The organism is Mycolicibacter algericus DSM 45454, assembly GCF_002086455.1.
Classification (GTDB): Bacteria; Actinomycetota; Actinomycetes; order Mycobacteriales; family Mycobacteriaceae; genus Mycobacterium; species Mycobacterium algericum.
This window is the reverse complement of sequence record NZ_MVHC01000002.1, coordinates 297,006-322,826: the sequence shown is the minus strand read 5'-3', so window position 1 is coordinate 322,826 and position 25,821 is coordinate 297,006. Positions and strand designations below refer to the sequence as shown.

Sequence of the window (25,821 nt, the reverse complement as noted above, 5' to 3'; positions counted from 1 at the left end):
CTAGGTTGCTTGAACTACGTGGTGCCGGTACCAGCGACGGCCATGCCAGCGTTGGTAGTGCCACACCGCGGTCGGCAGTGTCCCTCGCCGATGCAGCCAGAACCCGGCGGGCGGGTCGAGTCGGGGCGGTTGCCGCCCCAGCGTGATCTCACCGAGGACGATGCCCTCGCCCTCGTCGGCGCGCCGTTCGGCGACGACGGTGCCGTCGGCGCCGGCGATCAGGGTGGCGCCTTCGAAGTGGCCCCGATACGTCAGGGGCAGCCACGGCATGGCGCAGGTCAGGGTGCCGGCATGGGCGGCGTGCACCATCGGGGCGCCGACGTACTGGGCGAACGACGCCGCCGCCCGCCGAGCGGTGCCGGCGTTGTTGCGTTCGAGCCGGTCGAACAGCCGGTGGGGCACCCAGCGCGGGATCGACCACCAGCCCGAGCCCGTCATCATCAGGTCCACCCGGCCGCGCAGCCGGCGCACGGTCTGGGTGCGCATCAGCTCCCAGCACACCGCGGCTCCCACCGTGTGGTCGGCCGTAGCGAGCGCCCCGTCGTCGTCGCCGGTGGTGTAGAAGGCGTTCTCCCACATCGTGGGCAGATCCTTGTCGTGCCGGCCCACCACGCCGCCGGGGGGACCGGCGAGCAGGTAGGCGTTGCGGACATGCCCGTCGGGATCGCGGCACAGGAATGACCCGCCCACCAGTGCGCGATGCCGGCGGGCCAGGGCGGTGAGCAGCTCGGTCGCCGCACCATCGGGCGGCAGCGCGGCGGTGGCCAGCGACTCGTCGAACCCGATCCCGGTGGTGAAGAACTCCGGCAGCGCGATGATTTCGGCACCGGCCCGGCCCGCCTCATCGGCAAGGCGCTCACAGGCGGCCAGATTGGCCGACACATCGCCGAGCACGGCCTCCAACTGGACAGCTGCCGCAAGAACCATGATCATCGCCCTTCTGCAACGACGGCGCAGCCCTGCCGCACTGGTTACCAGTGCGAAGATATGGCCTCAGCCCGGGTTCCCGCCACCGGTCGATTCCCGGTGGGATACCGTCTACGGCGTGAGCGTGTTGTCATTCCTCGGCTACTTCGTCGGCATTCCGATTGTGCTGGTCGCGCTGCTGTCAGCCCGGATCTGGTCGCAGAAGGGGCCGCGCGCGGCCGTTTACCAGATGGCCGACCGTTGGACACATCCACCGATCCTGTGGGCGGCCACCGACGAGGCCGTCGGTCGCGGCCATGGTCACGGCAATTCCGAGTTCAGCGTGGGGGGTGGAGCCAGTGGCAACTGGTGAGGTCGCGACGATCGATCCGGCGGACCTGCCGTACGGGTCGGCGATCACCTACAGCGGTCGGATTTCCGGGGTCACGGAGCCGGGCGAGGCGTCGCTGCACTACCCGTTCCCGATCAAGGAGCTGGTGGCGCTCGATGACGCCCTGACCTACGGGTCACGGCAGACCAACGCCCGGTTCGCCGTCTACATCGGGGACCTGGGCTCGGACACCGCCGCGCAGGCCCGCGAGATCCTGGCGAAGGTGCCCACCCCCAACGACGCGGTGCTCATCGCGGTCTCACCGGACCAGCGGGCCATCGAGGTGGTCTACGGCGCCGGTGTGGCCGACCGCATCGCCCCGGTGGCGGCACCGCAGGGTGTGGCCGCGGCGGCCGCGGCATTCAGCGACGGCAACCTGATCGACGGCCTGGTCAGCGCGGTGCAGGTGCTCAGCGCCGGCATCACCCCGGCCTAGCCGCCGTCTTTCGGTCGCGGACGTGGCTGGGGGTGCCTCGCGCTGGCGCGGGAGCCCCGGTCGACACACTCGCGCTGCCGTCGTATCGGCGTCGCCGGCGCACCACAGTTGGCTGGCGAACCTCGACCGGCGCGGGGTCGCCCCGCAAGCGGTAGCCGATATCGTCCGCCGGCAGCGCCTCTCCCGTGACAGCTTCCGGGCTCTGGACGCGATGGAGCAGATCACCGACCCGCACGGTCAGAGCTTCTTCGTGATTCCCCGCGGTGCCGGCGGGAAGGAGGCCCGTCACGCGGTGCGGCTGACATACCTGCTCAACGCGGGTACCGGCTACGGCCGGACCAGCACCCGGAACGATTTCCCCGAGACGCCCTACGGGGTGGCCGAATTTGAGCGGATCGTTCAGCGGCAGCGAGCGAACCGCTGGAGCTACGACGCGGTCCGGGCCATCTGCAACACCGGCGGTTGTCTGGTCACCACGCCCAACGGGTTGCTGATGGGGCTGGGCGGCAATCGGTTTCACGCCCAGCTCACCCGCCGTGCCGGGACCATGTGGGGTGACCTGTTCATGGTCAACGTCGATCGCGGTTCCGACCCGATGCGCAGGCTGCGCGAGATCGTCGAAGCCGGACGGATCTCGCCCGGTGGTCCCGAGCTGGACCGGGTGTTGCATCACGAGGAGATTCACGCCCAGCAGTGGGCCGCGCTGGGGTCGATACAGTTTCCCGCGCGCTATCTCGCCGAGGAGGCAAGAGTGCGGATCTTCGGCGGCACCAACAGCTTTGAAAGCGACGCGGGATTGTGCGACGGGGGTTATCAGTGAGCCGGCCCCGGGGCTGGGCGGGTCAGGCGCTGTCCGTTCCGGCGGTGTCTGTGCAAGCGGCGTCGAAGGTACGCGCCCGCAGCGATCGTTCCACCCCGGCCCGACCCTCCAGCACCAGCCGCCGAAGGGCCGGCGGCACCGCGGGATCGGCCAGGAACGCCTCGGCGGCGTCCAACCCGGCCTGACTGACGTCCCACCCCGGATACAGCCCCACCACCACCGTCTGCGCCACCTCGCTGGAGCGCCGCTCCCAGACACCGCGGATCGCTGCGAAGTACTTTTCGGTGAACGGCGCCAACAGCTCGCCCTGCCCGGGTTGCACGATCCCGGCGATGATCGCCCGGCCGGTGATGTTGGCCAGCGTGTCGTCCTCGTTCACCTGCTGCCAGGCCGCCTGTTTGACCTCCGGTAGCGGCCGCGCCGCCGAGGCCTGCGCGCCCTGGCGCTTGCCCGCCGCGGTGGGATCACGCCGAATCTCGGCGTCGATCGCCTCGGAGTCGAGCACGCCGCCCCGCGCCAAGGCCACCGCGATCCGCCAGCGCAGATCGGTGTCGACCGCTAATCCGGCCAACCCCTGATCCGCGGGGTCGGCGTCCAGCAGCGCCGCCAGCACCACGGTGTGCCGTTCGGACAGCACCGACGTGCACAGCGCGTTGACGTAGGCCAGCTGGTGATCGGAGCCGGGTTCGGCTGCGCGGGCCAACTCCAGCAGCCGGTCGGCGAACGCCGGCCAACCGTGCTCGGCGGCCCAGCCGGGTTCGGCGTAAAACCCCAGCGCGGTCTGCGCCTGCAGCAGCAGCCGCGAGGCGACCCCGACCTCGGTTTCGGCCTGAATACCGCCTTGCACCAGTGCCAGGAAATCCCGGGCGCGCAGCTCGGCCTCGCGGGTCATCTCCCAGGCCGCCGACCAGACCAGCGTGCGCGGCAACGGCTCGGCGATATCGGCGATGCGTTCCATCGCGGTCGCCAGCGACTCCTCATCCAGCCGCAGTGCGCAGTAGGTCAGGTCGTCGTCGTTGACCAGGATCAGCTTTCCTCGCGAAACCCCCTCCAGCGCCGGGACGGCCGTTGCCGGCCCCTCGACGTCGAGTTCTTCGCGGTGGATGCGCACCAAGCGTCCGGCGCCGTCGTCGTCGTAGATGCCGATGGCCAGCCGGTGCACCCGGGTCTCGCCTTCGCCCGGGGCGGCACCGTCCTGGGTGACGGCGAACCGGGTGAACTTCCCGGCGTCGTCGAGATCGAAGTTCGCGCGCAGGGTGTTCAGGCCGGTGGTCTTGAGCCACTGCCGACCCCAGTCGGACAGGTCGCGACCCGATGCCTTCTCCAGGGCGGCCAGCAGGTCGTCGAAGGTCGCGTTGCCGAAGGCGTGCGCGGCGAAGTAGTCGCGCAGCCCGGCCAGGAAGTGGTCCAGGCCGACGTAGGCCACCAACTGCTTGAGCACGGATGCGCCCTTGGCGTAGGTGATCCCGTCGAAATTGACCTCGACGGCGGCCAGGTCAGCGATGTCGGCGGCGATCGGATGCGTCGAGGGCAGCTGGTCTTGGCGGTAGGCCCACGACTTCTCCGCGTTGGCGAACGTCGTCCAGGCGCTGGTGTACTCGGTCGCCTCGCTCTGGCACAACACCGAGGCGAACGTCGCGAACGACTCGTTGAGCCACAGGTCATCCCACCAGCGCATGGTGACCAGGTCGCCGAACCACATGTGCGCCATCTCGTGCAGCACGGTCTCGGCGCGCCGCTCATAGGACGCCCGCGTCACCTTGCTGCGAAAGACGTAGTCCTCCAGGAACGTCACCGCGCCGGCATTCTCCATCGCCCCGGCGTTGAACTCCGGTACGAACAGTTGGTCGTACTTGCCGAACGCATACGGCACACCGAAATTGCGGTGGTAGAAGCCGAATCCCTGCTTGGTCTCGGTGAACAGCCGCTCGGCGTCCATATGCTCGGCCAGCGATGCCCGGCAGAACAGGCCAAGCGGGATCTCGCCGTGCTCATCGCGGTAGACGTCGTCCCACCGGGCATACGGCCCGGCGATCAGCGCCACCAGATACGTGCTCAGCTTCGGGGTGGTGGCAAAGGTGTGCACGCCGTCGTCCACAGCGGTGGTGGCGCCGTTGGAGACCACCTGCCAGTGCCGCGGCGCGGTGACGGTGAGGTCGAAGGTCGCTTTGAGGTCGGGCTGGTCGAAACAGGCGAACATCCGCTTGGCGTCCGCGGTTTCGAACTGCGAGTACAGATACACCTCGTCGTCGACCGGGTCGACGAAGCGGTGCAGGCCCTCGCCGGTGTTGGAGTAGTAGCAGTCGGCGTCGACCTCGACCACGTTGCGCTCGGCCAGACCGGTCAGCTCGACACCGATCGACTCGTCGTAGGCCGACACGTCGAGTGCGCGGCCGTTGAGGGTGGCAGCGCGGATCGTCCGGGCGGCGATATCGATCACGGTGTTGGCGCCGGGCAGCGCCTCGAAGGTGACGGTCGTCGTGGAGCGGAACGTGCGCTCGCCCGGGTTGCCGCTGCCGTCGGTCAGGTCGAGGGCGATCCGATAGTTGTCGACGGTGATCGACGCGGCCCGCTCGGCGGCCTGGTCGCGGGTGAGGTTAGGAAGTGCCACGCCCGCCAACAGTAGCCGCTGACCCGGTCGGGAACACCGCGCGGACGGGCATAGTTGTGTTGCACAGATGCTCCCCGCTCCCGAGAGGACCTTGCTGATGTCCGACAAGTCGACAGCCGAGTTCTGGTTCGACCCGCTGTGCCCCTGGTGCTGGATCACCTCGCGGTGGATCCTCGAGGTGGAGAAGGTCCGCGATATCGAGGTGACCTTCCACGTGATGAGCCTGGCCGTGCTCAACGAGGATCGCGATGACATCTCCGAGGAGTACCGCGAGGGGCTGAAGAACGCCTTGGGCCCGGTGCGGGTGGCAATCGCCGCCGAACAGCAGCGCGGCAACGAGATCCTGCGCCCGCTGTACACCGCGATGGGCACCCGGATCCACAACCAGAACAACAAGGACCTCCCCGACGTCATCGCCGGTGCGCTGGCGGAGGTGGGCCTGCCGGCCGAGTTGGCCGACGCGGCCACCACCGACACTTACGACGAGGCGCTGCGCAAGAGCCACCACGCCGGGATGGACGCCGTCGGCAAGGACGTCGGCACCCCGACCATCCACGTCAACGGGGTGGCCTTCTTCGGTCCGGTGCTGTCCCGGATCCCGCGCGGCGAGCAGGCCGGGCAACTGTGGGATGCGTCGGTGACCTTCGCGTCCTACCCACACTTCTGGGAGCTCAAGCGCACCCGCGGCGAGGCGCCCGAATTCGACTGACACAATGACCGCCATGCGCGTCTACCTCGGCTGCGACCACGCCGGCTACGAGCTCAAAGAGCAGATCCTCGAGCACCTGAAGCAGGCCGGGCACGAGCCGGTCGACTGCGGGGCCTTCGCCTACGACGCCGAGGACGACTATCCGGCGTTCTGCATCGCCGCGGCCGCCGGCACGGTCGCCGACCCGGGCAGCCTCGGAATCGTGATCGGCGGTTCCGGCAACGGCGAGCAGATCGCGGCCAACAAAGTGCCCGGGGCGCGTTGTGCGCTGGCGTGGAGCACCGAGACGGCAAAGTTGGCCCGCGAGCACAACAATGCGCAGTTGATCGGTATTGGCGGCCGTATGCACTCCACCGCCGAGGCGCTCGCCATCGTGGATGCGTTCCTGAGCACACCGTGGTCGGAAGCCGAACGCCATCAGCGGCGCATCGACATTCTGACGGCCTACGAACGCAGCCACGAGGCGCCCCCGGTGCCCGGCGCCCCGGCCTGACGAGACTGCCGCCATGCCGGAGGGGCACATCCTGCACCGGCTGGCTCGGTTGCATCAACGGCGTTTCGGCGGCGCCCCGGTGGCGGTGTTCAGTCCGCAGGGCAGGTTCGAAGCCGGTGCCGCCGCGATCGACGGACGAGTGCTCACCGGTGCGGAAGCCTGGGGAAAGCACCTGTTCCACCACTACGCCGGCGGACCGATCGTGCGCGTCCACTTGGGCATCTACGGGCACTTCACCGAGTTCCACCTGTCGGACGGTGGTATACCCGACCCGGTGGGCCAGGTGCGGATGCGCATGATCGGCGTCGACTATGGAACCGATCTGCGCGGTCCGGCGGCCTGTGAGGTGGTCGACGAGGCATTCGCCGCTGATGTGATCGCGCGGCTCGGGCCGGATCCGCTGCGCGGCGATGCCGACCCGGCGCTGGCCTTCAAGCGAATCGGCAAGTCCCGCAGAACTATCGGCGCGCTGTTGATGGACCAGTCGGTGCTCGCCGGCGTCGGCAACGTCTACCGCAGCGAGGTGCTGTTCCGGCATCGGATCGACCCGTTCCGGCCCGGCACCGCCATCGGCGAAGCGGAATTCAACGCGGTCTGGACCGATCTGGTGGCGTTGATGAAAGTGGGGCTGCGGCGCGGCAACATCGTGGTGGTCCGGCCCGAAGATGATCACGGTGCACCGGCGTACGCGCCCGGCAAGCCGCGCACCTATGTGTATCGCCGAGCCGGCGACCCGTGCCGGCTGTGCGGGAACACCGTGCGCACCGCGGAATTGGAGGCCCGCAACGTGTTCTGGTGCCCGTCCTGCCAGAGCTAGGCGAGTGCGCGCGTCACCGAGGGCAGCGCGTCAGTCGTCGTAGACCGTTTCACGCCGAGGGCGAATCGGTATCCCTAGTGCCCGGTAGATCTCGTTGGACAGCACCACGCTGCGCGGGTCGGCATTGGCCTGGGTGTGGTCGAACCGGTTCATCACGTAGCCGTAGCCGATGCGGTGCTCCAGATCGACGAACGCGAACGACCCGCCCAGTCCGCCGTGCCCGAAGATCCGCCGGTTGGGTCCGTTGACGCCTTGGGCGTTGAGCATGTAGCCCATGCCCCACCCGTGTTCGGCGACGCGGGGACCGAGCACCAGATCGGTTTCGGTGCCGCCCTGCAGCACCCGCAGCCGGTCCATGGTGGGACGGCTGAGCAGCTTCTCCTGCACCAGTGCGTTGTAGAACGTGGCCATGCCCAGCGCGGAGACCTGGGCGTTGGTGCCGGGGAACTCCAGTTGCCGCCACAGCGTCAGGTCGTTGGTGGCGATCTCGTCGTCGGGGGCGAACCCCATCGCCACCGCCAGCCCCGCCTTGGAATGGTGGTCCAGCGAGGTGGGGCGCTTGGGCGCGCCGGCCGAGGCCAGCATCTCGCGGATCGTCGGCTTGCCCACCGGGTCGGCGCAGCGGTAAGGCTGCTGGTCGGCCGGCACGCCGATGTGGACCTCGGCGCCGAGCGGGCCGGCGACTTCACTGTGCAGATACTGGCCCACCGTCATACCGGTCACGCGGCGGACGACCTCGCCGATGATGAAGCCGTAGGTGGTCATGTGGTAGCCCTGCGCGGTGCCGGGTCGCCACCACGGTTCGGCGGCCGCCAACCGCTGGCAGACCAGGTCCCAGTCGGTGACGTCGCGCCAGTGCATCGGTTCGCGCGGCCCGATCGCCCCGGAGCGGTGCGCCAGCACCATCGCCAGTGAGATGTCGCCCTTGCCGGCCTGGCCGAACTCCGGCCAGTAGTGGGCCACCGGTCGCCGGAGGTCCAGTTCGCCGCCCTCGGCGAGCCGGTGCACGCAGGTGCTGGTCAGCCCCTTGGTGCCGGACAGCACGGTGCTCAGCGTGTCTTCCTGCCAGGGGCGCTGACCGTCGACATCGGCCGAGCCCGCCCACAGGTTGACGACGAGTTCCCCGTCGACATATGCCGCGACGGCAGCGCCGAGCTCGTCGCGCAGCGTGAAATTGCGCTCGAACTCGTACCGCACCCGTTCGAAGCGCGGCGAGCACGACCCGTGAATCCGGACGTGCTGGGTGCCGCCCATAGGCGTGCCTTCCTGCCAGGGAAAATCCCCGTTTCGAGCGGGCGACGGGAATCGAACCCGCGTAGCTAGTTTGGAAGACTAGGGCTCTACCATTGAGCTACGCCCGCAATATCCAGGCCAGACTGTACCGGCGTTGCCGACCTCAAATCCAATTGGCACTCCCCGCTGCGGCCGTCAGGTGCGGGCGGCTGTGTTGCCGTTGTCGCAGGGCCGTAGGATCGCCTGGTCAGTGCGGGGTGTAGCGCAGCTTGGTAGCGCATCCGCTTTGGGAGCGGAAGGCCGCAGGTTCAAATCCTGTCACCCCGACCAGCAGCGCGCGCCGCACCGGCACGACAGACCGTCAACGATATCGAGGAGTACGCCCGTGAAGAGCACCGTCGAGCAGCTGACCCCCACCCGGGTTCGCATCAACGTGGAGGTGCCGTTCACCGAGTTGGAGCCGGACTTCCAGCGGACTTACAAGCAGCTGGCCCAGCAGGTGCGGATGCCCGGCTTCCGGCCGGGCAAGGCACCCGCCAAGCTCATCGAGGCCCGTTTCGGCCGTGCCGCGGTGCTGCAGCAGGTGGTCAACGACGCGCTGCCGAGTCGGTACAGCGAGGCGGTCACCAGTTCGGAACTCAAGCCGCTCGGTCAGCCCGACATCGAGGTGACCAAGCTCGACGACGGCGACCAGATCACCTTCACCGCCGAGGTCGACGTGCGACCGGAGATCACGCTGCCCGACCTGGAGCAGCTCAAGATCAGCGTGGACCCGATCGAGGTCGGTGACGACGAGGTGGACGCCGAGCTGGACGCGCTGCGTGCCCGATTCGGCACGCTGACCGGTGTCGACCGGCCCGCCGCCGAGGGCGACTTCGTCTCGATCGATCTGGACGCGACGGTCGACGGCGAGGTGGTTGAAGGCGCCGCCACCGAGGGGTTGTCGCACGAGGTCGGATCGGGCCAGCTCATCGAGGGGCTCGACGACGCGATCGTGGGCATGTCGGCCGGTGAGAACAAGAGCTTCACCACCAAGCTGGCGGCCGGCCCGCATGCCGGCAAGGACGCCGAGGTCACCGTGACGGTGCAGTCGGTCAAGGAACGTGAGTTGCCGGAGGCCGACGATGAGTTCGCGCAGCTGGCCAGCGAATTCGACACCATGGGCGAGCTGCGGGAGAACCTCACCGAGCAGGTCAGCCGGACCAAGCGCATCCAGCAGGCCGAGAAGGTACGCGAGGCGACGCTGGAGGCCCTGGTCGAGCAGGTCGAGATGCCGCTGCCCGAGGCGGTGGTGCAGGCCCACGTCGACAATGCGCTGCACAACGCGCTGCACGCGGTGGACCACGACGAGAACAAGTTCGCCGAGTCGCTGGCCGAGCAGGGCTCCTCGCGCGCCGAGTTCGACGCCAACACCCGCAGCGAGGCCGAGAAGTCCGTCAAGACGCAGCTGCTGCTCGACGCGCTCGGCGACGAGCTGGAGATCCAGGTGGGCCAGAACGACCTCACCCAGCACCTGGTGCTGATGTCGCGGCAGTACGGCGTCGCACCGCAGCAGCTGATGCAGTTCCTGCAGCAGAACAACCAACTGCCCGCGGTCTTCGCCGACGTGCGCCGGGGTATGGCGCTGGCAGCGGCGGTGCGCGCCGCCTCCGTCAGCGACACCGACGGTAACGAGATCGACACCGCCGAGTTCTTCGGTGGCGGCGCCGACGCCCAGGCCGATGACGCTCAGGCCGATGATGCTCAGGCCGATGAAGCCGAAGCGGCCGTCGTCGACGAGCCGGCCGGGACCGCGGACGGCGCGGTCGAAGCCGGGGCGGCATCCGACGAGTGACGCTGTAAGCGAACGAAGCCGGTTCGGGCCGCCTACAGCCGCGCCGGTTCGTTAGGGTCGTAAGCATGTCTCGGCATATGAATCTCGAGAAAGCAGGTATCCAACTGTGAGCCAGCCCGGTCTGAACCTCGTCGACTCCGTATACGAGCGTCTGCTGCGAGAACGCATCATCTTCCTGGGGTCGCAGGTGGACGACGACATCGCCAACCGGCTGTGCGCGCAGATCCTGTTGTTGGCCGCCGAGGACCCCACCAAGGACATCTCGCTCTACATCAACTCCCCGGGCGGTTCGATCAGCGCCGGAATGGCGATCTACGACACCATGGTGCTCGCGCCGTGCGATGTCGCCACCTACGCGATGGGGATGGCCGCCTCGATGGGCGAGTTCCTGCTCGCCGCGGGCACCAAGGGCAAGCGTTACGCCCTGCCGCACGCCCGGATCCTGATGCACCAGCCGCTGGGCGGGGTGACCGGCAGCGCCGCCGACATCGCGATTCAGGCCGAGCAGTTCGCGGTCATCAAGAAAGAGATGTTCCGGCTCAACGCCGAATTCACCGGTCAGCCGATCGAGCGCATCGAGGCGGACTCCGACCGTGACCGCTGGTTCACCGCCCAGGAAGCCCTGGAATACGGCTTCGTCGACCACATCATCACCCGCGCCCACGTCAACGGAGATGCCTCATGAACCCCGAGACCTTGCGAGCCATCGCACCGCAGGCCCGCTACATCCTGCCGTCGTTCGTCGAGCACTCCAGTTGGGGCGTCAAGGAGTCCAACCCCTACAACAAGCTGTTCGAGGAGCGCATCATCTTCCTCGGCGTGCAGGTCGACGACGCGTCGGCCAACGACATCATGGCGCAGTTGCTGGTGCTGGAGTCGCTGGACCCGGACCGTGACATCACCATGTACATCAACTCGCCGGGCGGCTCGTTCACGTCGCTGATGGCGATCTACGACACCATGCAGTACGTGCGGGCCGATATCCAGACCGTCTGCCTGGGGCAGGCCGCCTCGGCGGCCGCGGTGTTGCTGGCGGCCGGTACGCCGGGTAAGCGGATGGCGCTGCCCAACGCCCGGGTGCTGATCCACCAGCCGTCGCTGTCCGGGGTGATCCAGGGGCAGTTCTCCGACCTGGAGATCCAGGCCGCCGAGATCGAGCGGATGCGGACGCTGATGGAGTCCACCTTGGCCCGTCACACCGGCAAGGACCCCGAGGTGATCCGCAAGGACACCGACCGGGACAAGATCCTGACCGCCGAAGACGCCAAGGAGTACGGGATCATCGACACGGTGCTGGAGTACCGCAAGCTTTCGGCGCAAACGGCCTAGGGGTACCTCCCCGCCGAGTGTGCGCTCACTGCGAATCTCCGGCTGGATTTTCGCGCTGAGTGCACGTTCGGCGTAATGCGGCTGCGGCGGCAGCGATATCGGCCGGTCCGACCCGGCAGCAGCCGCCGATGATGCGTGCCCCGGCCGCCACCCACAGCGGCACCAGCGCGGGGGAGAAGCGCGCCGGACCGGCCCAGCGCCCCGACCTCCAGCTCTCCCCGCTGTTGGGGTAGACGATCACCGGCTTTCCGGTGATCTCGCGGGCGATCTCGATCGCCGGCAGGACATCGTCCGGGACGCAGCAATTCACTCCCACCGCGGCGATCTGTGGCACCCCGGCGGCGACGGCGAACGCGTCGGTCAGCGGTTGGCCGGCGCGGGTTGAGGTGCCCTCGATGGTGTAGCTGAGCCAGGCCGGAACGTCGGCCTCGCTCACCAGGCGCAGCAGTGCCTCGGCCTCGTCGACGTCCGGGATGGTCTCCAGCGCGAGTACATCGGCCCCGGCATCGGCCAGGACCTCCAGCCGGGGGCGGTGCCAGGCCGTCAACTCCGAGACCGAAAGCCCATAGCGGCCAACGTATTCCGAGCCGTCGGCGCGCGCGGCGCCGTACGGGCCGACCGACGCCGCCACCCAGTGCCCACGCGCGCCGCCGCCGGCCAGGCGGGCCAGGTCGACGCTGCGGCGCAGCAGCCTTTCGGCGGCTCGGCGATCGATCCCTCGGGCGGCGAAGCCCTCGAAGCTGGCCTGGTAGCCGGCGGTGGTCGCGATCATCGCCCCGGCGGCGAAGAAGGCGGCGTGCACCGCGGCGATGTCGTCGGGGGCATCGAGCAGCAGGCGGGCCGACCACAGTGGGTCGGAGAGGTCCCCGGAAAGGTCAAAGCCGCGGGCCTCCAGTTCGGTGGCCAACCCGCCATCGGCGACGATCACGGTATCGTCGGGCACGGCGAACCGCACGTTCGCCACTGTAGGGCTCCGCGGTGCCGCCCGCCTCACAGCGGGGTAACGCCGGCGATTCGCTCACGCCACGCCAGCGCGTCACGCGCCGGGTGGGGCAGTTGGGGCGATATCTTCTTGGAGCACACGGACAGCAACGAATACCAACGACGCGATTCGGCCTTATCGGTCGCCTCGCACCGGAACAAGCGGGTAGCGTCGGGGCCAGACACCGGTACCTCGACGACGGACGGCGAACAGGAAGTAGGTCCTCACGCACCATGGCGCGCATCGGAGACGGCGGTGACTTGCTGAAATGTTCGTTCTGCGGGAAGAGCCAGAAGCAGGTCAAGAAGCTCATTGCGGGTCCCGGCGTCTACATCTGCGATGAATGCATCGACCTGTGCAACGAGATCATCGAAGAGGAGCTGGCCGACGCCGACGACGTCAAGCTCGACGAGCTGCCCAAGCCCGCTGAGATCCGGGACTTCCTGGAGGGCTACGTCATCGGCCAGGACACCGCCAAGCGCACCTTGGCGGTGGCCGTCTACAACCACTACAAGCGCATCCAGGCCGGCGAGAAGAGCCGGGACTCCCGCTCCGGTGAGCCCGTTGAGCTGACCAAGTCCAACATCTTGATGCTGGGCCCCACCGGTTGCGGCAAGACCTACCTGGCCCAGACGCTGGCCAAGATGCTCAATGTCCCGTTTGCGATAGCGGATGCGACGGCACTCACCGAGGCGGGCTACGTCGGCGAAGACGTGGAGAACATTCTGCTCAAGCTGATTCAGGCCGCCGACTACGACGTCAAGCGCGCCGAGACCGGCATCGTCTACATCGACGAGGTCGACAAGATCGCCCGCAAGAGCGAGAACCCGTCGATAACCCGTGACGTCTCCGGTGAGGGTGTGCAGCAGGCGCTGCTGAAAATCCTGGAAGGCACCCAGGCGTCGGTTCCGCCGCAGGGCGGCCGCAAGCACCCGCACCAGGAGTTCATCCAGATCGACACCACCAACGTGCTGTTCATCGTGGCCGGCGCGTTCGCCGGGCTGGAGAAGATCGTCTCCGACCGGGTTGGCAAGCGCGGCTTGGGTTTCGGCGCCGAGGTCCGGTCCAAGGCGGAGGTCGACACCGTCGACCACTTCGCCGAGGTGATGCCCGAAGACCTGATCAAGTTCGGTCTGATCCCCGAGTTCATCGGCCGGCTGCCGGTGGTGGCCTCGGTGACGAACCTGGACATGGAGTCGTTGGTCAAGATCCTTTCGGAGCCGAAGAACGCTCTGGTCAAGCAGTACACCCGACTGTTCGAGATGGACGGGGTGGAGCTGGAGTTCAGCCAGGACGCGCTGGAGGCGATCGCCGACCAGGCCATCCACCGTGGCACCGGGGCACGTGGCCTGCGGGCGATCATGGAAGAAGTGCTGCTGCCGGTGATGTACGACATCCCCAGCCGCAACGACGTCGCCAAGGTCGTGGTCACCAAGGAAACGGTGCAGGACAACGTGTTGCCGACCATCGTGCCGCGCAAGACCTCGCGTGCCGAGCGTCGCGACAAGACCGCCTGATCCGAGCGACGGCGCGCGCGTCGCGACGGGTTACTCACCGGTAGCGAACTTTTCTTAAAGTTCGACTGTCATCAAACGTGACCAAAACCACATTTTTGCCGGAAGTCGACCGAGAACCGTACTGTGACGTCGGCGTTTGTCGGTAAGTCGGTGGGGTCCCGATACGGTGTGGCGTCGAACCGTCTCTAAGAACGGTGCAATAATCGGTACTGCCAGTGACAGAAAAACGTGTGGGTTGCGCCAGCCGCGCTGTGCGGGCCCGGTCAGAAGTGATGGAAGGCGGGGGCCGTGGGTCCGAGCGGTAACGGAGCCGGGTCGGCGCCCGGGCGTCAAAAACTCGAAAAAGTAGTAATCCGCTTCGCTGGCGACTCCGGCGACGGCATGCAGCTCACCGGCGACCGCTTCACCTCCGAAGCGGCGTTGTTCGGCAATGACCTGGCGACCCAGCCCAACTACCCGGCCGAGATCCGCGCCCCGCAGGGCACCCTGCCGGGCGTGTCGTCGTTCCAGATCCAGATCGCCGACTTCGACATCCTCACCGCCGGTGACCGCCCCGACGTGCTGGTGGCGATGAACCCCGCGGCGCTGAAGGCCAACATCGGCGACCTGCCGCGCGGCGGGATGGTGATCGTCAACTCCGACGAGTTCACCAAGCGCAACCTGGCCAAGATCGGCTACGAGGCCAATCCGCTCGAGACCGAGGCGCTCTCCGACTACGTGGTGGTTCCGGTCGCGATGACCTCGCTGACCCTGGGCGCCGTCGAGGCGATCGGTGCCACCAAGAAGGACGGCGCGCGGGCCAAGAACATGTTCGCGCTCGGCCTGCTGTCGTGGATGTACGGCCGGCCCATCGAGACCAGTGAGCAGTTCATCCGGGAGAAGTTCGCCAAGAAGCCCGATGTCGCCGACGCCAACGTGCTGGCGCTCAAGGCGGGCTGGAACTACGGCGAGACCACCGAGGCGTTCGGCACCACCTATGAGATCTCACCGGCCAAGCTGCCGCCGGGCGAGTACCGCCAGATCTCGGGCAACACCGCCTTGGCCTACGGTGTGATCGCCGCCGGTCAGCTCGCCGACACGCAGGTGCTGCTGGGGACCTACCCGATCACCCCGGCGTCGGACATCCTGCACGAGCTGTCCAAGCACAAGAACTTCAACGTGCTGACCTTCCAGGCCGAAGACGAGATCGCCGGTATCGGCGCGGCGATCGGCGCCTCCTACGGCGGTGCGCTGGGCGTCACCAGCACCTCCGGCCCGGGCCTGGCGCTCAAGGCCGAGGCGCTGGGCTTGGCCGTGATGACCGAACTGCCGCTGCTGCTGATCAACGTCCAGCGCGGCGGTCCGTCGACCGGGCTGCCCACCAAGACCGAGCAGGCCGACCTGTTGCAGGCGCTCTATGGCCGTAACGGCGAGTCACCGGTCGCGGTGGTGGCGCCCTGCACGCCGTCGGACTGCTTCGACGCCGCCATCGAGGCCGTCCGGATCGCGCTGACCTACCGCACGCCGGTGGTGCTGCTCTCCGACGGCGCGATCGCCAACGGCTCCGAGCCGTGGCGCATCCCCGACATCAGCGCGATCGAGCCCATCGAACGCAACCTGGCCAAGGCGGGGGAGGACTTCGCGCCCTACGCGCGCGACCCGCAGACCCTGGCGCGGCAGTTCGCCATCCCCGGCACCCCCGGTCTGGAGCACCGCATCGGCGGTCTGGAGAAGGCCAACGGCTCTGGCGCGATCTCCTACGAGCCGGCCAACCACGACCTGATGGTGCGGCTGCGGCAGGCCAAGATCGACGGCATCAAGGTGCCCGACCTGGTCGTCGACGACCCGACCGGTGACGCCGAGCTACTGATGTTGGGCTGGGGCAGCTCGTACGGCCCGATCGCCGAGGCGTGCCGGCGGGCCCGGCGCGGCGGCGTCAAGGTCGCGCAGGCTCACCTGCGCCACCTCAGCCCGTTTCCGGCCAACCTCGGCGAGGTGCTGCGGCGCTACCCGAAGGTGGTGCTGCCGGAGATGAACCTGGGCCAGTTGGCGCTGCTGCTGCGCGGCCGCTACCTGGTCGACATCCAGTCGGTGACCAAGGTGGCCGGTCAGGCATTCCTCGCCGACGAGGTCGAGGCGATCATTGACGACGCGCTGGCCGGGACGCTGGCCGAGCGAGAGAACGAGAAGGCGTCGCTGGCCACGGCCGCGGCGGTGACCATCGCGGGCAGTACAGCAGGAGCGAATTCATGACCACAACCGAACCCGCCAGCTCCCTGGTAGGCACCGAGCTGGGGCTGACCGCCCTGACCGGCGTGCCCACCACCGACGAGCCGCAGAAGTCCAAGGACTTCACCTCCGACCAGGAGGTGCGCTGGTGCCCGGGCTGTGGCGACTACGCCATCCTCAACTCGATCCGCAACTTCCTGCCCGAGCTGGGGGTGCGCCGCGAGAACGTGGTGTTCGTCAGCGGCATCGGCTGCTCGAGCCGGTTCCCGTACTACATGAACACCTACGGGGTGCACTCGATCCACGGCCGTGGCCCGACGTTCGCCACCGGGCTGGCGACCGCCCGTCCGGATCTGTCGGTGTTCCTGGTCACCGGTGACGGCGACGCGCTGTCGATCGGCGGCAACCACCTGATCCACACGCTGCGCCGTAACGTCAACCTCACGATCCTGCTGTTCAACAACCGGATCTACGGGCTGACCAAGGGCCAGTACTCACCGACGTCGGAGACCGGCAAGATCACCAAGTCCACACCGTTCGGTTCGCTGGACAACCCGTTCAACCCGGTCTCGCTGGCGATCGGTGCCGAGGCGACCTTCGTCGGTCGCGCCCTGGACTCCGACCGCAAGGGCCTCACCGAAGTGCTGCGCGGTGCCATGGAACACCGCGGCTCGGCGCTGGTGGAGATCCTGCAGGACTGCCCGGTGTTCAACGACGGTTCCTTCGACCTGCTGCGCAAGGAGGGTGCGGAGAACCGCATCATCAACGTCCGGCAGGGCGAGAAGATCACCTTCGGCGCCGAGGACGAGTACTGCGTGATCAAGTCGGGCTTCGGGCTGGAGGTCGCCAAGACCGCCAACGTCTCGGCCGAGCAGATCGTGGTGCACGACGCCACGCTGGCCGACTCGTCTTACGCGTTCGCGTTGTCACGGCTCTCCGAGCAGGATCTGTCGCATTTCCCGATGGGCATCTTCCGCAAGATCAACAAGCCCACCTACGACGACCTGGCGCGCGCGCAGGTCGCCGAAGCCCGCCAGGCCAGCTCGCACGACACCGCCGCTCTGCAGGCGCTGTTGCGTGGCCGCGACACCTGGACCGTGGATTGAGGCGAGCCTGAGGTCATGACCGGCCGACGGGCCGGTCTCGCCGGCGTCGTGCTCGCCGGTGGCGCATCGCGCCGGATGGGCCGTGACAAGGCCACCCTGACCGTGGCGGGCCGGTTCGGCGGCCGGACCCTGGTCGAGCACCTGGTGTCAGTGGTCGCCCAGTGCTGCGACCCGATCTTCGTGGTGGCCGCCCCAGGGCAGGCCCTTCCCGCGTTGCCGGCCCAGGTGTTGCGCGACGAGGTTCCCGGGCTGGGGCCGCTGCCCGCGGTCGGCCTGGGGTTGCGTGCCGCCGCGCGCGCCGGCGCGGAGCGGGCGTTCGTCTGCGCGGTCGACATGCCGTTTCTGGTGCCCGCGTTGATCGGCCTGCTCGCCGACGCACATCCCGGTGCCGACGTGGTGCTGCCCCGAGCTGGTCGGGACCACTACCTGGCCGCGGTGTACCGGACGGCACTGGCCGGATCCATCGACGCCTTGGTCGCCGATGGGCAGCGCCGGGTGGGGGCATTGGTCGACATGGTCGAGGCGCAGCGGGTCGAACTCGAGGATCCGGCGCCGCTGGCCAACCTCAACTCTCCGGATGACATCGCCGGCCTCTGCTGAGCCCGCCCGCGGCACGTCTGCCGCCGGCAAGGACGGGAATGAGGACAGCAAATACGGTGACGGGGGCGATGGAATGGATTCAGTTCCGCTGCCGGCGCGTTGAATAAACATTCGTGTTATCGCTGTGAAATAGGACCTTTATCAAAACTCGAGGGCCCTTCGGCCGCCGGCGATCAAAGGGTGCTGATCATCCGGCGAAAACTATTGTGGTGCAGCAGAAGTCATGCTGTTCTCCACCGCGGCGGGCATGGCGACCCGGCCGGAAGCCGGTCTCGTCCCTCTCGGTCGTAATTGGATCTTTCGCCGATAGCAGCGCGGTGATGCCGCTCATTCGCCACGCTGATCACCGACTGTCTCGCCCGCAGTGTCCCGGGTAGCGGGCGAGGGCGATACGTACCCCCATTCAGGCCTTGAGCTGCAAGTTGCAGGGGAGCTAGCGCAGTCCGGCCCGTCGTGGGCACGCGGCGTCAGTGCTCCAGCCCACAAAATATCCGTGATTTGACTCACGAAAAACAATCCGGGCGGCAAACGCTTAGAAAGACTAAAAGCAATAGGTGACCTGGTGAAACCATTCCCCGCGCTGGTGTGATGGTTTCGTTATCCCTCCGAAATGCCCGCGTCATGCGGTTGGACTTCTCGCATGAACGTTTCGTAAGTTTCCCCTCGCCCGAATGCAGGGCAAACAAATTGAATCCACGGAACCGCGTGTGAGCGGGGCCGCGGGCGGCCCCATGAATGCTTCCGCGGTGCCGGGTGTCATCCCGGCGGGCAGCCCTTGCCCCCGCTGTCGTGCCTGACCTAGACGGCACGTCTCGAAGATCAATCTCGCCTGAGGGCCATCCCGGCTGCACTTCGGAGCGCGCACCGCGAAAGGAACGATGTTGAAAAACGTCCGTAAGCCCCTCACCCTGGCCGCGATCGCCGGCGCGCTGATCACCGGTGCGGTGGCACTGTCCGACGCGACCGCCAGGGCGGACAGCGTCAACTGGGACGCCATCGCGGCCTGCGAGTCCGGCGGCAACTGGTCGATCAACACCGGCAACGGTTACTACGGCGGTCTGCAGTTCAACGCCGGCACCTGGCGCGCCAACGGCGGCAGCGGCATGCCCCACAACGCCAGTCGGTCTGAGCAGATCCGGGTGGCCGAGAACGTGCTGCGCAGCCAGGGCATCGGCGCGTGGCCGGTCTGCGGCCGCCGCGGCTGACCTTCCAGACGACGGCGCCGGGCGATGAACCCGGCGCCGTCGCCGTCTTCGGAACCCGGTGCGGCGGGTAGCGTCGGATCCATGTCTGAGACGCCACGTGAACTCGACGTCATCGTCTACGGGGCGACCGGTTTCGTCGGGAAGCTCACCGCCCAATACTTGGCCCGCGTCGGGGGCGAGACCCGCGTCGGGTTGGCCGGCCGCTCGGCGGAGCGACTGCGCGCCGTCCGCGATGAGATCGGCAGCGCAGCGCAGGACTGGCCGATCGTGGTGGCCGACGCCGACAAACCGGCGTCGCTGGAGGCGATGGCGGCCCGCACCCGGGTGGTCATCACCACCGTCGGCCCCTACACCCGATACGGAATGCCACTGGTCGCGGCGTGTGCGGCGGCGGGCACCGACTACGTCGACCTCACCGGCGAGGCGATGTTCGTGCGCGAGAGCATCGATACCTACCAGAAACAGGCCGTCGACAACCGGGCGCGCATCGTGCACGCCTGCGGCTTCGACTCCATCCCGTCGGATCTGAGCGTCTATGCGCTCTACCGGGCGGCCCGCGATGACGGCGCCGGCGAACTGCTCAACACCGATTTCGTCGTGCGGGGGTTCTCCGGCGGTCTCTCGGGCGGCACCATCGCCTCGATGACCGAGGTGCTGCGGACCGCCTCCACCGACGCCGACGCCCGACGTCAACTCTTCGACCCCTACACCCTCAGTGACGATCGCGGCGCCGAGCCCGACCTGGGCGCGCAGCCCGACCTGCCCTGGCGTCGCGGACGTGACATCGCCCCCGAACTCACCGGCATCTGGACCGCCGGCTTCGTCATGGCGCCCTACAACACCCGGATCGTGCGGCGCAGCAACGGGCTGTTGGAGTGGGCCTACGGCCGGCGGTTCCGCTACGCCGAGCACATGAGCGTCGGCTCGTCGGCGGTGGCTCCGGCGCTGTCGGGACTGGCGACCGGAATCAGCGCCGTCACCGTCGGACTCGGCAGCCGGTTCTTCCGGCTGCTGCCGCGCCGACTGGTGGAGCGGGTGCTGCCCAAGCCGGGCACCGGCCCCAGCCAGAGCCGCCGTGAGAATGGCTATTACCGCGTCGAGACCTACACCACCACGAGCACCGGTGCCCGCTACGTGGCGGACATGGCGCAGCAGGGCGACCCCGGCTACCAGGCGACGTCGGTGTTGCTGGCCGAAAGTGGGCTGGCGCTGGCGTTGAACCGCGATGCTTTGCCCGACCGCTTCGGGGTGCTCACCCCGGCGGCTGCGATGGGTGACGCACTGCTGGCCCGACTCCGCGCGGCGGGCGTCACGCTGGACGTTTCACGGCTGAACTGACCGGTGCGGGCTGGCGGCGCTTTCCGCTAATGTCGTTTTCGACCGCTGTCACGGCAGCACCCAGCAACGAAGGTGGAACTTTCATGGCCGGCCTCGACGATCTTTTCGCGCAGATCCCCGTACAAGACATCGCCAATCAACTCGGCGCCGATTCGGGTGAGGTGGACAACACCATCCGTACCCTGGTGCCGGTGCTGGTCGGCGGATTGAGCCAGAACGCCCAGGACCCGGGCCAGGCCGACGACATCGCCAGCAAGGCCAGCAGCTTCGCGGCGCAGGGGCTGCTGGGCAACGCGTTCGCCGGCAACCAGGCCGAAGGGCAGCAGGTGATCTCGACCATCTTCGGCGGCAACGACACCAGCCAGGTCGCTTCGGCGCTGTCGGGTGCCGGCGCCGGCAACAACGACCTGCTGCAAAAGCTGCTCCCGATCATCGCTCCGATCGTGCTCGCCTACATCGGCAAGCAACTGACGGGCCAGAAGGCCGAGCCGGCCCAGCAGCAGGCCTCCGGGGGCGGCGGCCTCGGGGACATCCTCGGCAGCATCCTGGCCGGCGCGAGCTCCGGCGGCAGCGCCCAGAACCAGTCGATGGGCAGCATCCTGGGCAACATGATCGGCGGCAAGACCGGCGGCGCTATCGGCGACATCCTCGGCGGACTGCTCGGCGGCAAGAAGTAACCACTCGTCGCCGGCCCCCGGACCGGTCCCGGTTCATGCGGCGTTTCCAGCTTCGGCTCTCCTTCGTCGAGCCTCGCTAAATCGCCGGTTCATGCGGCGTTTCCAGCTTCGGCTCTCCTTCGTCGAGCCTCGCTAGATCGCCGGGTCCGGGGGCTGTCACGTGCGGTGGGCCGTCGTTCCTAGAATTAAGCGGTGACCGCCACCCCCGACGCTGCCAACACCGAACACCTGCCCAAATCCTGGGAGCCGAGTGCGGTCGAGGACGCGATCTACCAGCGTTGGGTCGATGCCGGCTACTTCACCGCGGACCCGGCCAGCACCAAGCCCGGCTATTCGATCGTGCTTCCGCCGCCGAACGTCACCGGCAGCCTGCACATGGGGCACGCGCTCGACCACACCCTGATGGACGCCTTGACCCGCCGCAAGCGGATGCAGGGCTACGAGGTGTTGTGGCTGCCGGGCATGGATCACGCCGGTATCGCCACGCAGAGCGTGGTGGAGCGGCGGCTGAACGCCGCCGGGCAGGCCAAGGAGGAATTGGGACGCGAAGGCTTCGTCGAGCAGGTCTGGGACTGGAAGCGGGAATCCGGCGGCACCATCGGCACCCAGATGCGCCGGATCGGCGACGGGGTGGACTGGAGCCGTGAGCGGTTCACCATGGACGACGGGCTGTCCCGCGCGGTCCGCGTCATCTTCAAGCGTCTCTATGATGCGGGCCTGATCTACCAGGCCGAGCGGCTGGTGAATTGGTCACCGGTGCTCGAGACCGCGATCAGCGACCTCGAGGTCAAATACGACGACATCGAGGGCGAACTGGTGTCGTTCCGGTACGGCTCCCTCGACGACTCCCAACCCCATATCGTGGTGGCCACCACCCGGCTGGAGACCATGCTCGGCGACACCGCGATCGCGGTGCACCCCGACGACGACCGGTACCGTGACCTGGTCGGGACCAGCCTCCCGCACCCGTTCCTGGACCGGGAGGTCGGCGTGGTCGCCGACGCGCACGTAGACCCCGAATTCGGCACCGGCGCGGTCAAGGTCACCCCCGCCCACGACCCCAACGATTTCGAGATCGGGCTGCGGCACCAGCTGGCGATGCCGACCATCCTGGACACCAAGGGCCGGATCACCGGAACCGGCACGCAGTTCGACGGCATGGACCGCTTCGAGGCGCGTGTCGCGGTGCGCGAAGCGCTGGCCGGCCAAGGACGCATCGTCGCCGAGAAGCGGCCCTACCTGCACAGTGTCGGGCATTCCGAGCGCAGCGGCGAGGTCATCGAGCCGCGCCTGTCGATGCAGTGGTGGGTCAACGTCTCCTCGCTGGCCAAGGCCGCCGGGGATGCGGTGCGTAACGGCGACACCGTCATCCACCCGAAAAGCCTGGAGCCCCGCTGGTTTTCCTGGGTCGACGACATGCACGACTGGTGCATCTCCCGGCAGCTGTGGTGGGGTCACCGCATCCCGATCTGGCACGGGCCGAACGGTGAGAAGGTCTGTGTCGGACCGGACGAGACCCCGCCGGAGGGCTGGGAGCAGGACCCCGACGTGCTCGACACCTGGTTCTCCTCGGCGTTGTGGCCGTTCTCCACGATGGGCTGGCCCGACGCCACTGCGGAGCTGGAGAAGTTCTATCCCACAACGGTTCTGGTGACCGGCTACGACATCCTGTTCTTCTGGGTCGCCCGGATGATGATGTTCGGCACCTTCGTCGCCGACGATCCCGCCCTGCAGGGCGGCAAGGTGCCGTTCGAGAACGTGTTCCTGCATGGCCTGATCCGCGACGAGCACGGGCGCAAGATGAGCAAGTCCCGCGGCAACGGCATCGACCCGCTGGACTGGGTGGACGCATTCGGCGCCGACGCCCTGCGGTTCACGCTGGCTCGCGGCGCGAGCCCCGGCGGCGACCTGTCGATCGGCGAGGACCATGCCCGCGCGTCGCGCAACTTCGTCACCAAGCTGTTCAACGCCACTCGATTCGCACTGATCAACGGCGCGCGACCGACCCCGTTGCCGGCGCTCGACGAGCTCACCGATGCTGACCGGTGGATTCTGGGGCGGTTGGAAGAGGTTCGCGCCGAGGTGGATTCGGCTTTCGAGGGCTACGAGTTCGGCCGGGCCTGCGAGGCGCTGTACCACTTCGCGTGGGACGAGTTCTGCGATTGGTATGTCGAGCTGGCCAAGACACAGCTGGGTCAAGGGCTTGCCCACACCACCGCTGTGCTGGCCGCGGTGCTCGACACGTTGCTGCGGTTGTTGCACCCGGTGATCCCGTTCGTCACCGAAACCCTGTGGCAGGAACTCACCGGCGCAGAGTCACTGGTGATCGCCGACTGGCCCGAGCCGTCGGGAATCATCCTGGACCGTGTTGCCGCGCAACGGATCACCGACATGCAGAAGCTCGTGACGGAGGTGCGCCGGTTCCGCAGCGACCAGGGACTGCGTGACCGGCAGAAGGTCCCGGCCCGGCTGTCCGGTATCGACGACGCCGACCTGGCCACCCAGGTGGCCGCGGTGACCTCGCAGGCCTGGCTGACCGAGCCCGGCGCGCATTTCGCACCGTCGGCCACGGTCGAGGTGCGGCTGGGTGCCGCCCACAGCACCAGCACCGTCGTGGTGGAACTGGACACCTCCGGCACCGTCGATGTCGCCGCCGAGCGCCGGCGCCTGGAGAAGGATCTCGCCGCTGCGGAGAAGGAGTTGGTGGCCACCGCGGCAAAGCTCGGCAACGAGGCGTTTCTGGCCAAGGCGCCGGAAGCCGTCGTCGACAAGATCCGAGGCCGCCAGCAACTGGCCCGAGACGAGGTCGACCGGATCACCGCGCGTCTTTCGGCCCTGGCATGACCGAGCACCCGGTCGGTGCCGAGCCGACACCGGACGAGATCGCGGCGCTGCTGCAAGTCGAGCACCTGCTCGATCAGCGCTGGGGCGAAACCAAGATCCAACCCAGCCTGACCCGGATCAACGCCCTGCTGGAACTGCTCGGCTCCCCGCAGCGAGGGTATCCGTCGATTCACGTCGCCGGCACCAACGGCAAGACCTCGGTGGTACGGATGATCGACGCGTTGCTGACGGCGTTTTCTCGCCGCACCGGGCGCACCACCAGCCCGCACCTGCAGTCGGCGGTCGAGCGCATCGGGATCGACGGGGTGCCGATCAGTCCCGCCAAATATGTGGAGACCTACGCTGAGATCGAACCGTTCGTGCACATGGTGGACGCGTCCTCGCAAGCCGAGAACGGGCCGGCCATGAGCAAGTTCGAGGTGCTCACCGGGATGGCCTTCGCGGCGTTCGCCGACGCCCCTGTCGACGTCGCCGTGGTGGAGGTCGGGATGGGCGGCCGCTGGGACGCCACCAACGTCGTCGAGGCACCCGTCGCGGTCATCACCCCGATCGGTGTCGATCACGTCGACTACCTCGGTGACGACATCGCCGGGATCGCCGCGGAGAAGGCCGGCATCATCCACCGCTCGTCGGACGAACTGACCGACACCGTCGCGGTGATCGCCCGTCAGACACCCGAGGTGATGGACGTGCTGCTGACGCAGTCGGTGCGTGCCGATGCCGCGGTCGCGCGGGAGAACTCCGAGTTCGCGGTACGCAGCCGCCAACTGGCGATCGGTGGTCAGCTGTTGGAGTTGCAGGGCCTGGGCGGGGTGTACTCGGACATCTTCCTGCCGCTGCACGGCGAGCACCAGGCGCACAACGCGGTGCTCGCGCTGGCGGCGGTGGAGGCGTTCTTCGGGGCGGGCGCCGAGCGCCAGCTCGACGCCGACACGGTTCGGGCGGGCTTCGCCGCGGTGCGCAGTCCGGGCCGGCTCGAACGGATGCGCAGCTCGCCCACCGTCTTCATCGACGCCGCCCACAATCCGGCCGGCGCCGCCGTGCTGGCCCAGGCGCTGACCGAGGATTTCGGCTTTCGCTTCCTGGTCGGCGTGGTCAGCGTGTTGGGGGACAAGGACGCCGACGGCATCCTTGCCGCTTTGGAGCCGGTTTTTGATCGAATCGTGGTGACCCACAACGGTTCCCCGCGTGCGGTGGATGTCGAGACGCTGACCGCCGTCGCGGTACGGTGGTTCGGTGAAGACCGGGTGGTGACCACCGACACCCTTGAGGACGCCATCGACACCGCGACCGCACTGGTCGACGAATTCGACTCCGACGGCGACACCACCGGAATCGGCATCGTGATCACCGGCTCGGTGGTCACCGCCGGTGCCGCCCGCACCTTGTTCGGAAAGGATCCGGCATGAGCGACCCAACGGCGGCGCCCGATCCATGGCGCGGTTTCCGCGGCGTGATGTCGGCGACGCTGATCCTCGAGGCGATCGTGGTGCTGTTGGCACTGCCGGTGGTCCACGTGGTCGGCGGCGGGCTCTCGCCGGTGTCGCTGGCCTACCTGCTCGGTCTGGCGCTGGTGTTGCTGCTGTTCACCGGTATCCAGGGCCGGCCCTGGGCGATCTGGGCCAATCTGGGTCTGCAACTGGTGCTGGTCGCTGGCTTCGTGGTCTATCCGGCGGTGGGGATCATGGGGCTGGTGTTCGCCGTGGTGTGGGGATTGATCGCGCACTTCCGTGCCGAGGTGTTGCGCCGCCAGTGACGAGGCGGA

At 68.0% G+C, this 25,821-nt stretch carries 23 protein-coding genes and 2 tRNA genes; 20 read left to right on the top strand and 5 right to left on the bottom strand.

The features are described 5' to 3' along the window. Entirely contained in the window at window positions 1-927 is a 927-nt protein-coding gene (locus BST10_RS03330) for a carbon-nitrogen hydrolase family protein (RefSeq protein WP_083036397.1), read from the bottom strand. 118 nt (window positions 928-1,045) lie between these two features. Between BST10_RS03330 and ctaJ the strand changes: the two genes are divergently transcribed. The 3 genes from ctaJ (at window position 1,046) to BST10_RS03315 (ending at window position 2,553) form a co-directional block, all read left to right on the top strand. Further along, window positions 1,046-1,279 carry an aa3-type cytochrome oxidase subunit CtaJ gene (ctaJ, locus tag BST10_RS03325; RefSeq protein ID WP_083036360.1) on the top strand — a complete coding sequence of 78 codons (234 nt, stop codon included), beginning with the start codon at window positions 1,046-1,048 and terminating at the stop codon, window positions 1,277-1,279. Next, window positions 1,266-1,733, top strand: coding sequence for a DUF5130 domain-containing protein (locus BST10_RS03320; RefSeq protein ID WP_013828375.1), 468 nt, complete (start codon window positions 1,266-1,268; stop codon window positions 1,731-1,733). The genes ctaJ and BST10_RS03320 overlap by 14 nt, the downstream gene beginning before the upstream one ends. 211 nt (window positions 1,734-1,944) lie before the next feature. After that, window positions 1,945-2,553, top strand: a complete 609-nt coding sequence (locus BST10_RS03315; protein WP_235673571.1) for a hypothetical protein — start codon at window positions 1,945-1,947, stop codon at window positions 2,551-2,553. A 22-nt stretch (window positions 2,554-2,575) separates the two neighbouring features. Here the strand turns inward: BST10_RS03315 and pepN are convergent, their stop codons facing one another. After that, window positions 2,576-5,164, bottom strand: a complete 2,589-nt coding sequence (pepN, locus tag BST10_RS03310) for an aminopeptidase N (RefSeq protein ID WP_083036359.1) — start codon at window positions 5,162-5,164, stop codon at window positions 2,576-2,578. A gap of 97 nt (window positions 5,165-5,261) precedes the next feature. Between pepN and BST10_RS03305 the strand changes: the two genes are divergently transcribed. Genes BST10_RS03305 through BST10_RS03295 form a run of 3 tightly spaced genes read left to right on the top strand, consistent with a single transcriptional unit; the run spans window position 5,262 to window position 7,183 of the window. Next, window positions 5,262-5,873, top strand: coding sequence for a mycothiol-dependent nitroreductase Rv2466c family protein (locus BST10_RS03305; RefSeq protein ID WP_013828378.1), 612 nt, complete (start codon window positions 5,262-5,264; stop codon window positions 5,871-5,873). 13 nt (window positions 5,874-5,886) lie between these two features. Then, on the top strand, window positions 5,887-6,366 hold the full coding sequence (locus BST10_RS03300) for a ribose-5-phosphate isomerase (protein ID WP_205277465.1): 480 nt from the start codon (window positions 5,887-5,889) through the stop codon (window positions 6,364-6,366). 13 nt (window positions 6,367-6,379) lie between these two features. After that, complete coding sequence (locus BST10_RS03295) at window positions 6,380-7,183, top strand: Fpg/Nei family DNA glycosylase (protein ID WP_083036357.1); 804 nt, start codon at window positions 6,380-6,382, stop codon at window positions 7,181-7,183. A 30-nt stretch (window positions 7,184-7,213) separates the two neighbouring features. On the opposite strand, the gene BST10_RS03290 is transcribed toward BST10_RS03295, so the two are convergent. Together BST10_RS03290 and BST10_RS03285 are read right to left on the bottom strand one after the other, a co-directional pair. Further along, window positions 7,214-8,437, bottom strand: coding sequence for a serine hydrolase domain-containing protein (locus BST10_RS03290; RefSeq protein ID WP_083036356.1), 1,224 nt, complete (start codon window positions 8,435-8,437; stop codon window positions 7,214-7,216). 36 nt (window positions 8,438-8,473) lie between these two features. Further along, window positions 8,474-8,544: transfer RNA gene (locus tag BST10_RS03285), tRNA-Gly, on the bottom strand. Window positions 8,545-8,669: 125 nt separating this feature from the next. On the opposite strand from BST10_RS03285, the gene BST10_RS03280 reads away from it, so the two are divergent. From BST10_RS03280 to clpP2, 4 genes are all read left to right on the top strand, one after another. Further along, window positions 8,670-8,746 (top strand) — tRNA-Pro (locus BST10_RS03280). Between the two features lie 55 nt (window positions 8,747-8,801). Beyond that, window positions 8,802-10,250 carry a trigger factor gene (gene tig, locus BST10_RS03275; protein WP_163762309.1) on the top strand — a complete coding sequence of 483 codons (1,449 nt, stop codon included), beginning with the start codon at window positions 8,802-8,804 and terminating at the stop codon, window positions 10,248-10,250. A gap of 106 nt (window positions 10,251-10,356) precedes the next feature. Next, window positions 10,357-10,935: an ATP-dependent CLP protease proteolytic subunit ClpP1 gene (gene clpP1, locus BST10_RS03270; RefSeq protein WP_013828383.1), complete on the top strand. Its 579-nt coding sequence runs from the start codon at window positions 10,357-10,359 to the stop codon at window positions 10,933-10,935. Beyond that, a complete protein-coding gene (clpP2, locus tag BST10_RS03265) occupies window positions 10,932-11,579 on the top strand; it encodes an ATP-dependent CLP protease proteolytic subunit ClpP2 (RefSeq protein ID WP_013828384.1) in 648 nt (215 codons plus the stop codon). The genes clpP1 and clpP2 overlap by 4 nt, the downstream gene beginning before the upstream one ends. A 25-nt stretch (window positions 11,580-11,604) precedes the next feature. Here clpP2 and mmuM read toward each other — a convergent pair whose 3' ends face one another. Continuing rightward, window positions 11,605-12,543: a homocysteine S-methyltransferase gene (gene mmuM / locus BST10_RS03260; RefSeq protein ID WP_083036354.1), complete on the bottom strand. Its 939-nt coding sequence runs from the start codon at window positions 12,541-12,543 to the stop codon at window positions 11,605-11,607. Between the two features lie 251 nt (window positions 12,544-12,794). Between mmuM and clpX the strand changes: the two genes are divergently transcribed. The 10 genes from clpX to BST10_RS03210 all read left to right on the top strand — a co-directional run bounded on the left by clpX (window position 12,795) and on the right by BST10_RS03210 (window position 25,812). Beyond that, window positions 12,795-14,078 (top strand): ATP-dependent Clp protease ATP-binding subunit ClpX, encoded by a 1,284-nt coding sequence (gene clpX / locus BST10_RS03255; RefSeq protein WP_083036353.1) that lies wholly within the window; start codon window positions 12,795-12,797, stop codon window positions 14,076-14,078. Window positions 14,079-14,366: 288 nt separating this feature from the next. Then, entirely contained in the window at window positions 14,367-16,310 is a 1,944-nt protein-coding gene (locus tag BST10_RS03250) for a 2-oxoacid:acceptor oxidoreductase subunit alpha (protein ID WP_041317579.1), read from the top strand. Continuing rightward, a complete protein-coding gene (locus BST10_RS03245) occupies window positions 16,307-17,392 on the top strand; it encodes a 2-oxoacid:ferredoxin oxidoreductase subunit beta (RefSeq protein WP_013828389.1) in 1,086 nt (361 codons plus the stop codon). Before BST10_RS03250 ends, BST10_RS03245 begins: the two co-directional genes overlap by 4 nt. 15 nt (window positions 17,393-17,407) lie before the next feature. Continuing rightward, window positions 17,408-17,992, top strand: a complete 585-nt coding sequence (gene mobA / locus BST10_RS03240) for a molybdenum cofactor guanylyltransferase (RefSeq protein ID WP_083036352.1) — start codon at window positions 17,408-17,410, stop codon at window positions 17,990-17,992. 881 nt (window positions 17,993-18,873) lie between these two features. Continuing rightward, window positions 18,874-19,197 (top strand): transglycosylase family protein, encoded by a 324-nt coding sequence (locus BST10_RS03235; RefSeq protein ID WP_193374451.1) that lies wholly within the window; start codon window positions 18,874-18,876, stop codon window positions 19,195-19,197. An 81-nt stretch (window positions 19,198-19,278) separates the two neighbouring features. Then, window positions 19,279-20,535, top strand: coding sequence for a saccharopine dehydrogenase family protein (locus BST10_RS03230; protein WP_041317583.1), 1,257 nt, complete (start codon window positions 19,279-19,281; stop codon window positions 20,533-20,535). A gap of 83 nt (window positions 20,536-20,618) precedes the next feature. Continuing rightward, window positions 20,619-21,212 carry a DUF937 domain-containing protein gene (locus tag BST10_RS03225; RefSeq protein WP_083036395.1) on the top strand — a complete coding sequence of 198 codons (594 nt, stop codon included), beginning with the start codon at window positions 20,619-20,621 and terminating at the stop codon, window positions 21,210-21,212. A 192-nt stretch (window positions 21,213-21,404) separates the two neighbouring features. Next, window positions 21,405-24,056: a valine--tRNA ligase gene (locus BST10_RS03220; protein WP_083036351.1), complete on the top strand. Its 2,652-nt coding sequence runs from the start codon at window positions 21,405-21,407 to the stop codon at window positions 24,054-24,056. Beyond that, window positions 24,053-25,465 (top strand): bifunctional tetrahydrofolate synthase/dihydrofolate synthase, encoded by a 1,413-nt coding sequence (folC, locus tag BST10_RS03215; RefSeq protein WP_083036350.1) that lies wholly within the window; start codon window positions 24,053-24,055, stop codon window positions 25,463-25,465. The genes BST10_RS03220 and folC overlap by 4 nt, the downstream gene beginning before the upstream one ends. After that, window positions 25,462-25,812, top strand: a complete 351-nt coding sequence (locus BST10_RS03210; protein WP_013828397.1) for a DUF4233 domain-containing protein — start codon at window positions 25,462-25,464, stop codon at window positions 25,810-25,812. The genes folC and BST10_RS03210 overlap by 4 nt, the downstream gene beginning before the upstream one ends. The last annotated feature ends 9 nt before the right edge of the window (window positions 25,813-25,821 follow it).

What these genes read in the sequence shown, in the direction of transcription:
- BST10_RS03230 (WP_041317583.1), top strand. Translation starts at nt 19,279, where the DNA reads ATGTCTGAGACGCCACGTGAACTCGACGTCATCGTCTACGGGGCGACC.
- BST10_RS03305 (WP_013828378.1), top strand. Translation starts at nt 5,262, where the DNA reads ATGTCCGACAAGTCGACAGCCGAGTTCTGGTTCGACCCGCTGTGCCCC.
- mobA (WP_083036352.1), top strand. Translation starts at nt 17,408, where the DNA reads ATGACCGGCCGACGGGCCGGTCTCGCCGGCGTCGTGCTCGCCGGTGGC.
- clpX (WP_083036353.1), top strand. Translation starts at nt 12,795, where the DNA reads ATGGCGCGCATCGGAGACGGCGGTGACTTGCTGAAATGTTCGTTCTGC.
- BST10_RS03330 (WP_083036397.1), bottom strand. Translation starts at nt 927, where the DNA reads ATGGTTCTTGCGGCAGCTGTCCAGTTGGAGGCCGTGCTCGGCGATGTG.
- BST10_RS03225 (WP_083036395.1), top strand. Translation starts at nt 20,619, where the DNA reads ATGGCCGGCCTCGACGATCTTTTCGCGCAGATCCCCGTACAAGACATC.
- BST10_RS03245 (WP_013828389.1), top strand. Translation starts at nt 16,307, where the DNA reads ATGACCACAACCGAACCCGCCAGCTCCCTGGTAGGCACCGAGCTGGGG.
- folC (WP_083036350.1), top strand. Translation starts at nt 24,053, where the DNA reads ATGACCGAGCACCCGGTCGGTGCCGAGCCGACACCGGACGAGATCGCG.
- BST10_RS03295 (WP_083036357.1), top strand. Translation starts at nt 6,380, where the DNA reads ATGCCGGAGGGGCACATCCTGCACCGGCTGGCTCGGTTGCATCAACGG.
- BST10_RS03300 (WP_205277465.1), top strand. Translation starts at nt 5,887, where the DNA reads ATGCGCGTCTACCTCGGCTGCGACCACGCCGGCTACGAGCTCAAAGAG.
- BST10_RS03210 (WP_013828397.1), top strand. Translation starts at nt 25,462, where the DNA reads ATGAGCGACCCAACGGCGGCGCCCGATCCATGGCGCGGTTTCCGCGGC.
- BST10_RS03315 (WP_235673571.1), top strand. Translation starts at nt 1,945, where the DNA reads ATGGAGCAGATCACCGACCCGCACGGTCAGAGCTTCTTCGTGATTCCC.
- clpP2 (WP_013828384.1), top strand. Translation starts at nt 10,932, where the DNA reads ATGAACCCCGAGACCTTGCGAGCCATCGCACCGCAGGCCCGCTACATC.
- BST10_RS03290 (WP_083036356.1), bottom strand. Translation starts at nt 8,437, where the DNA reads ATGGGCGGCACCCAGCACGTCCGGATTCACGGGTCGTGCTCGCCGCGC.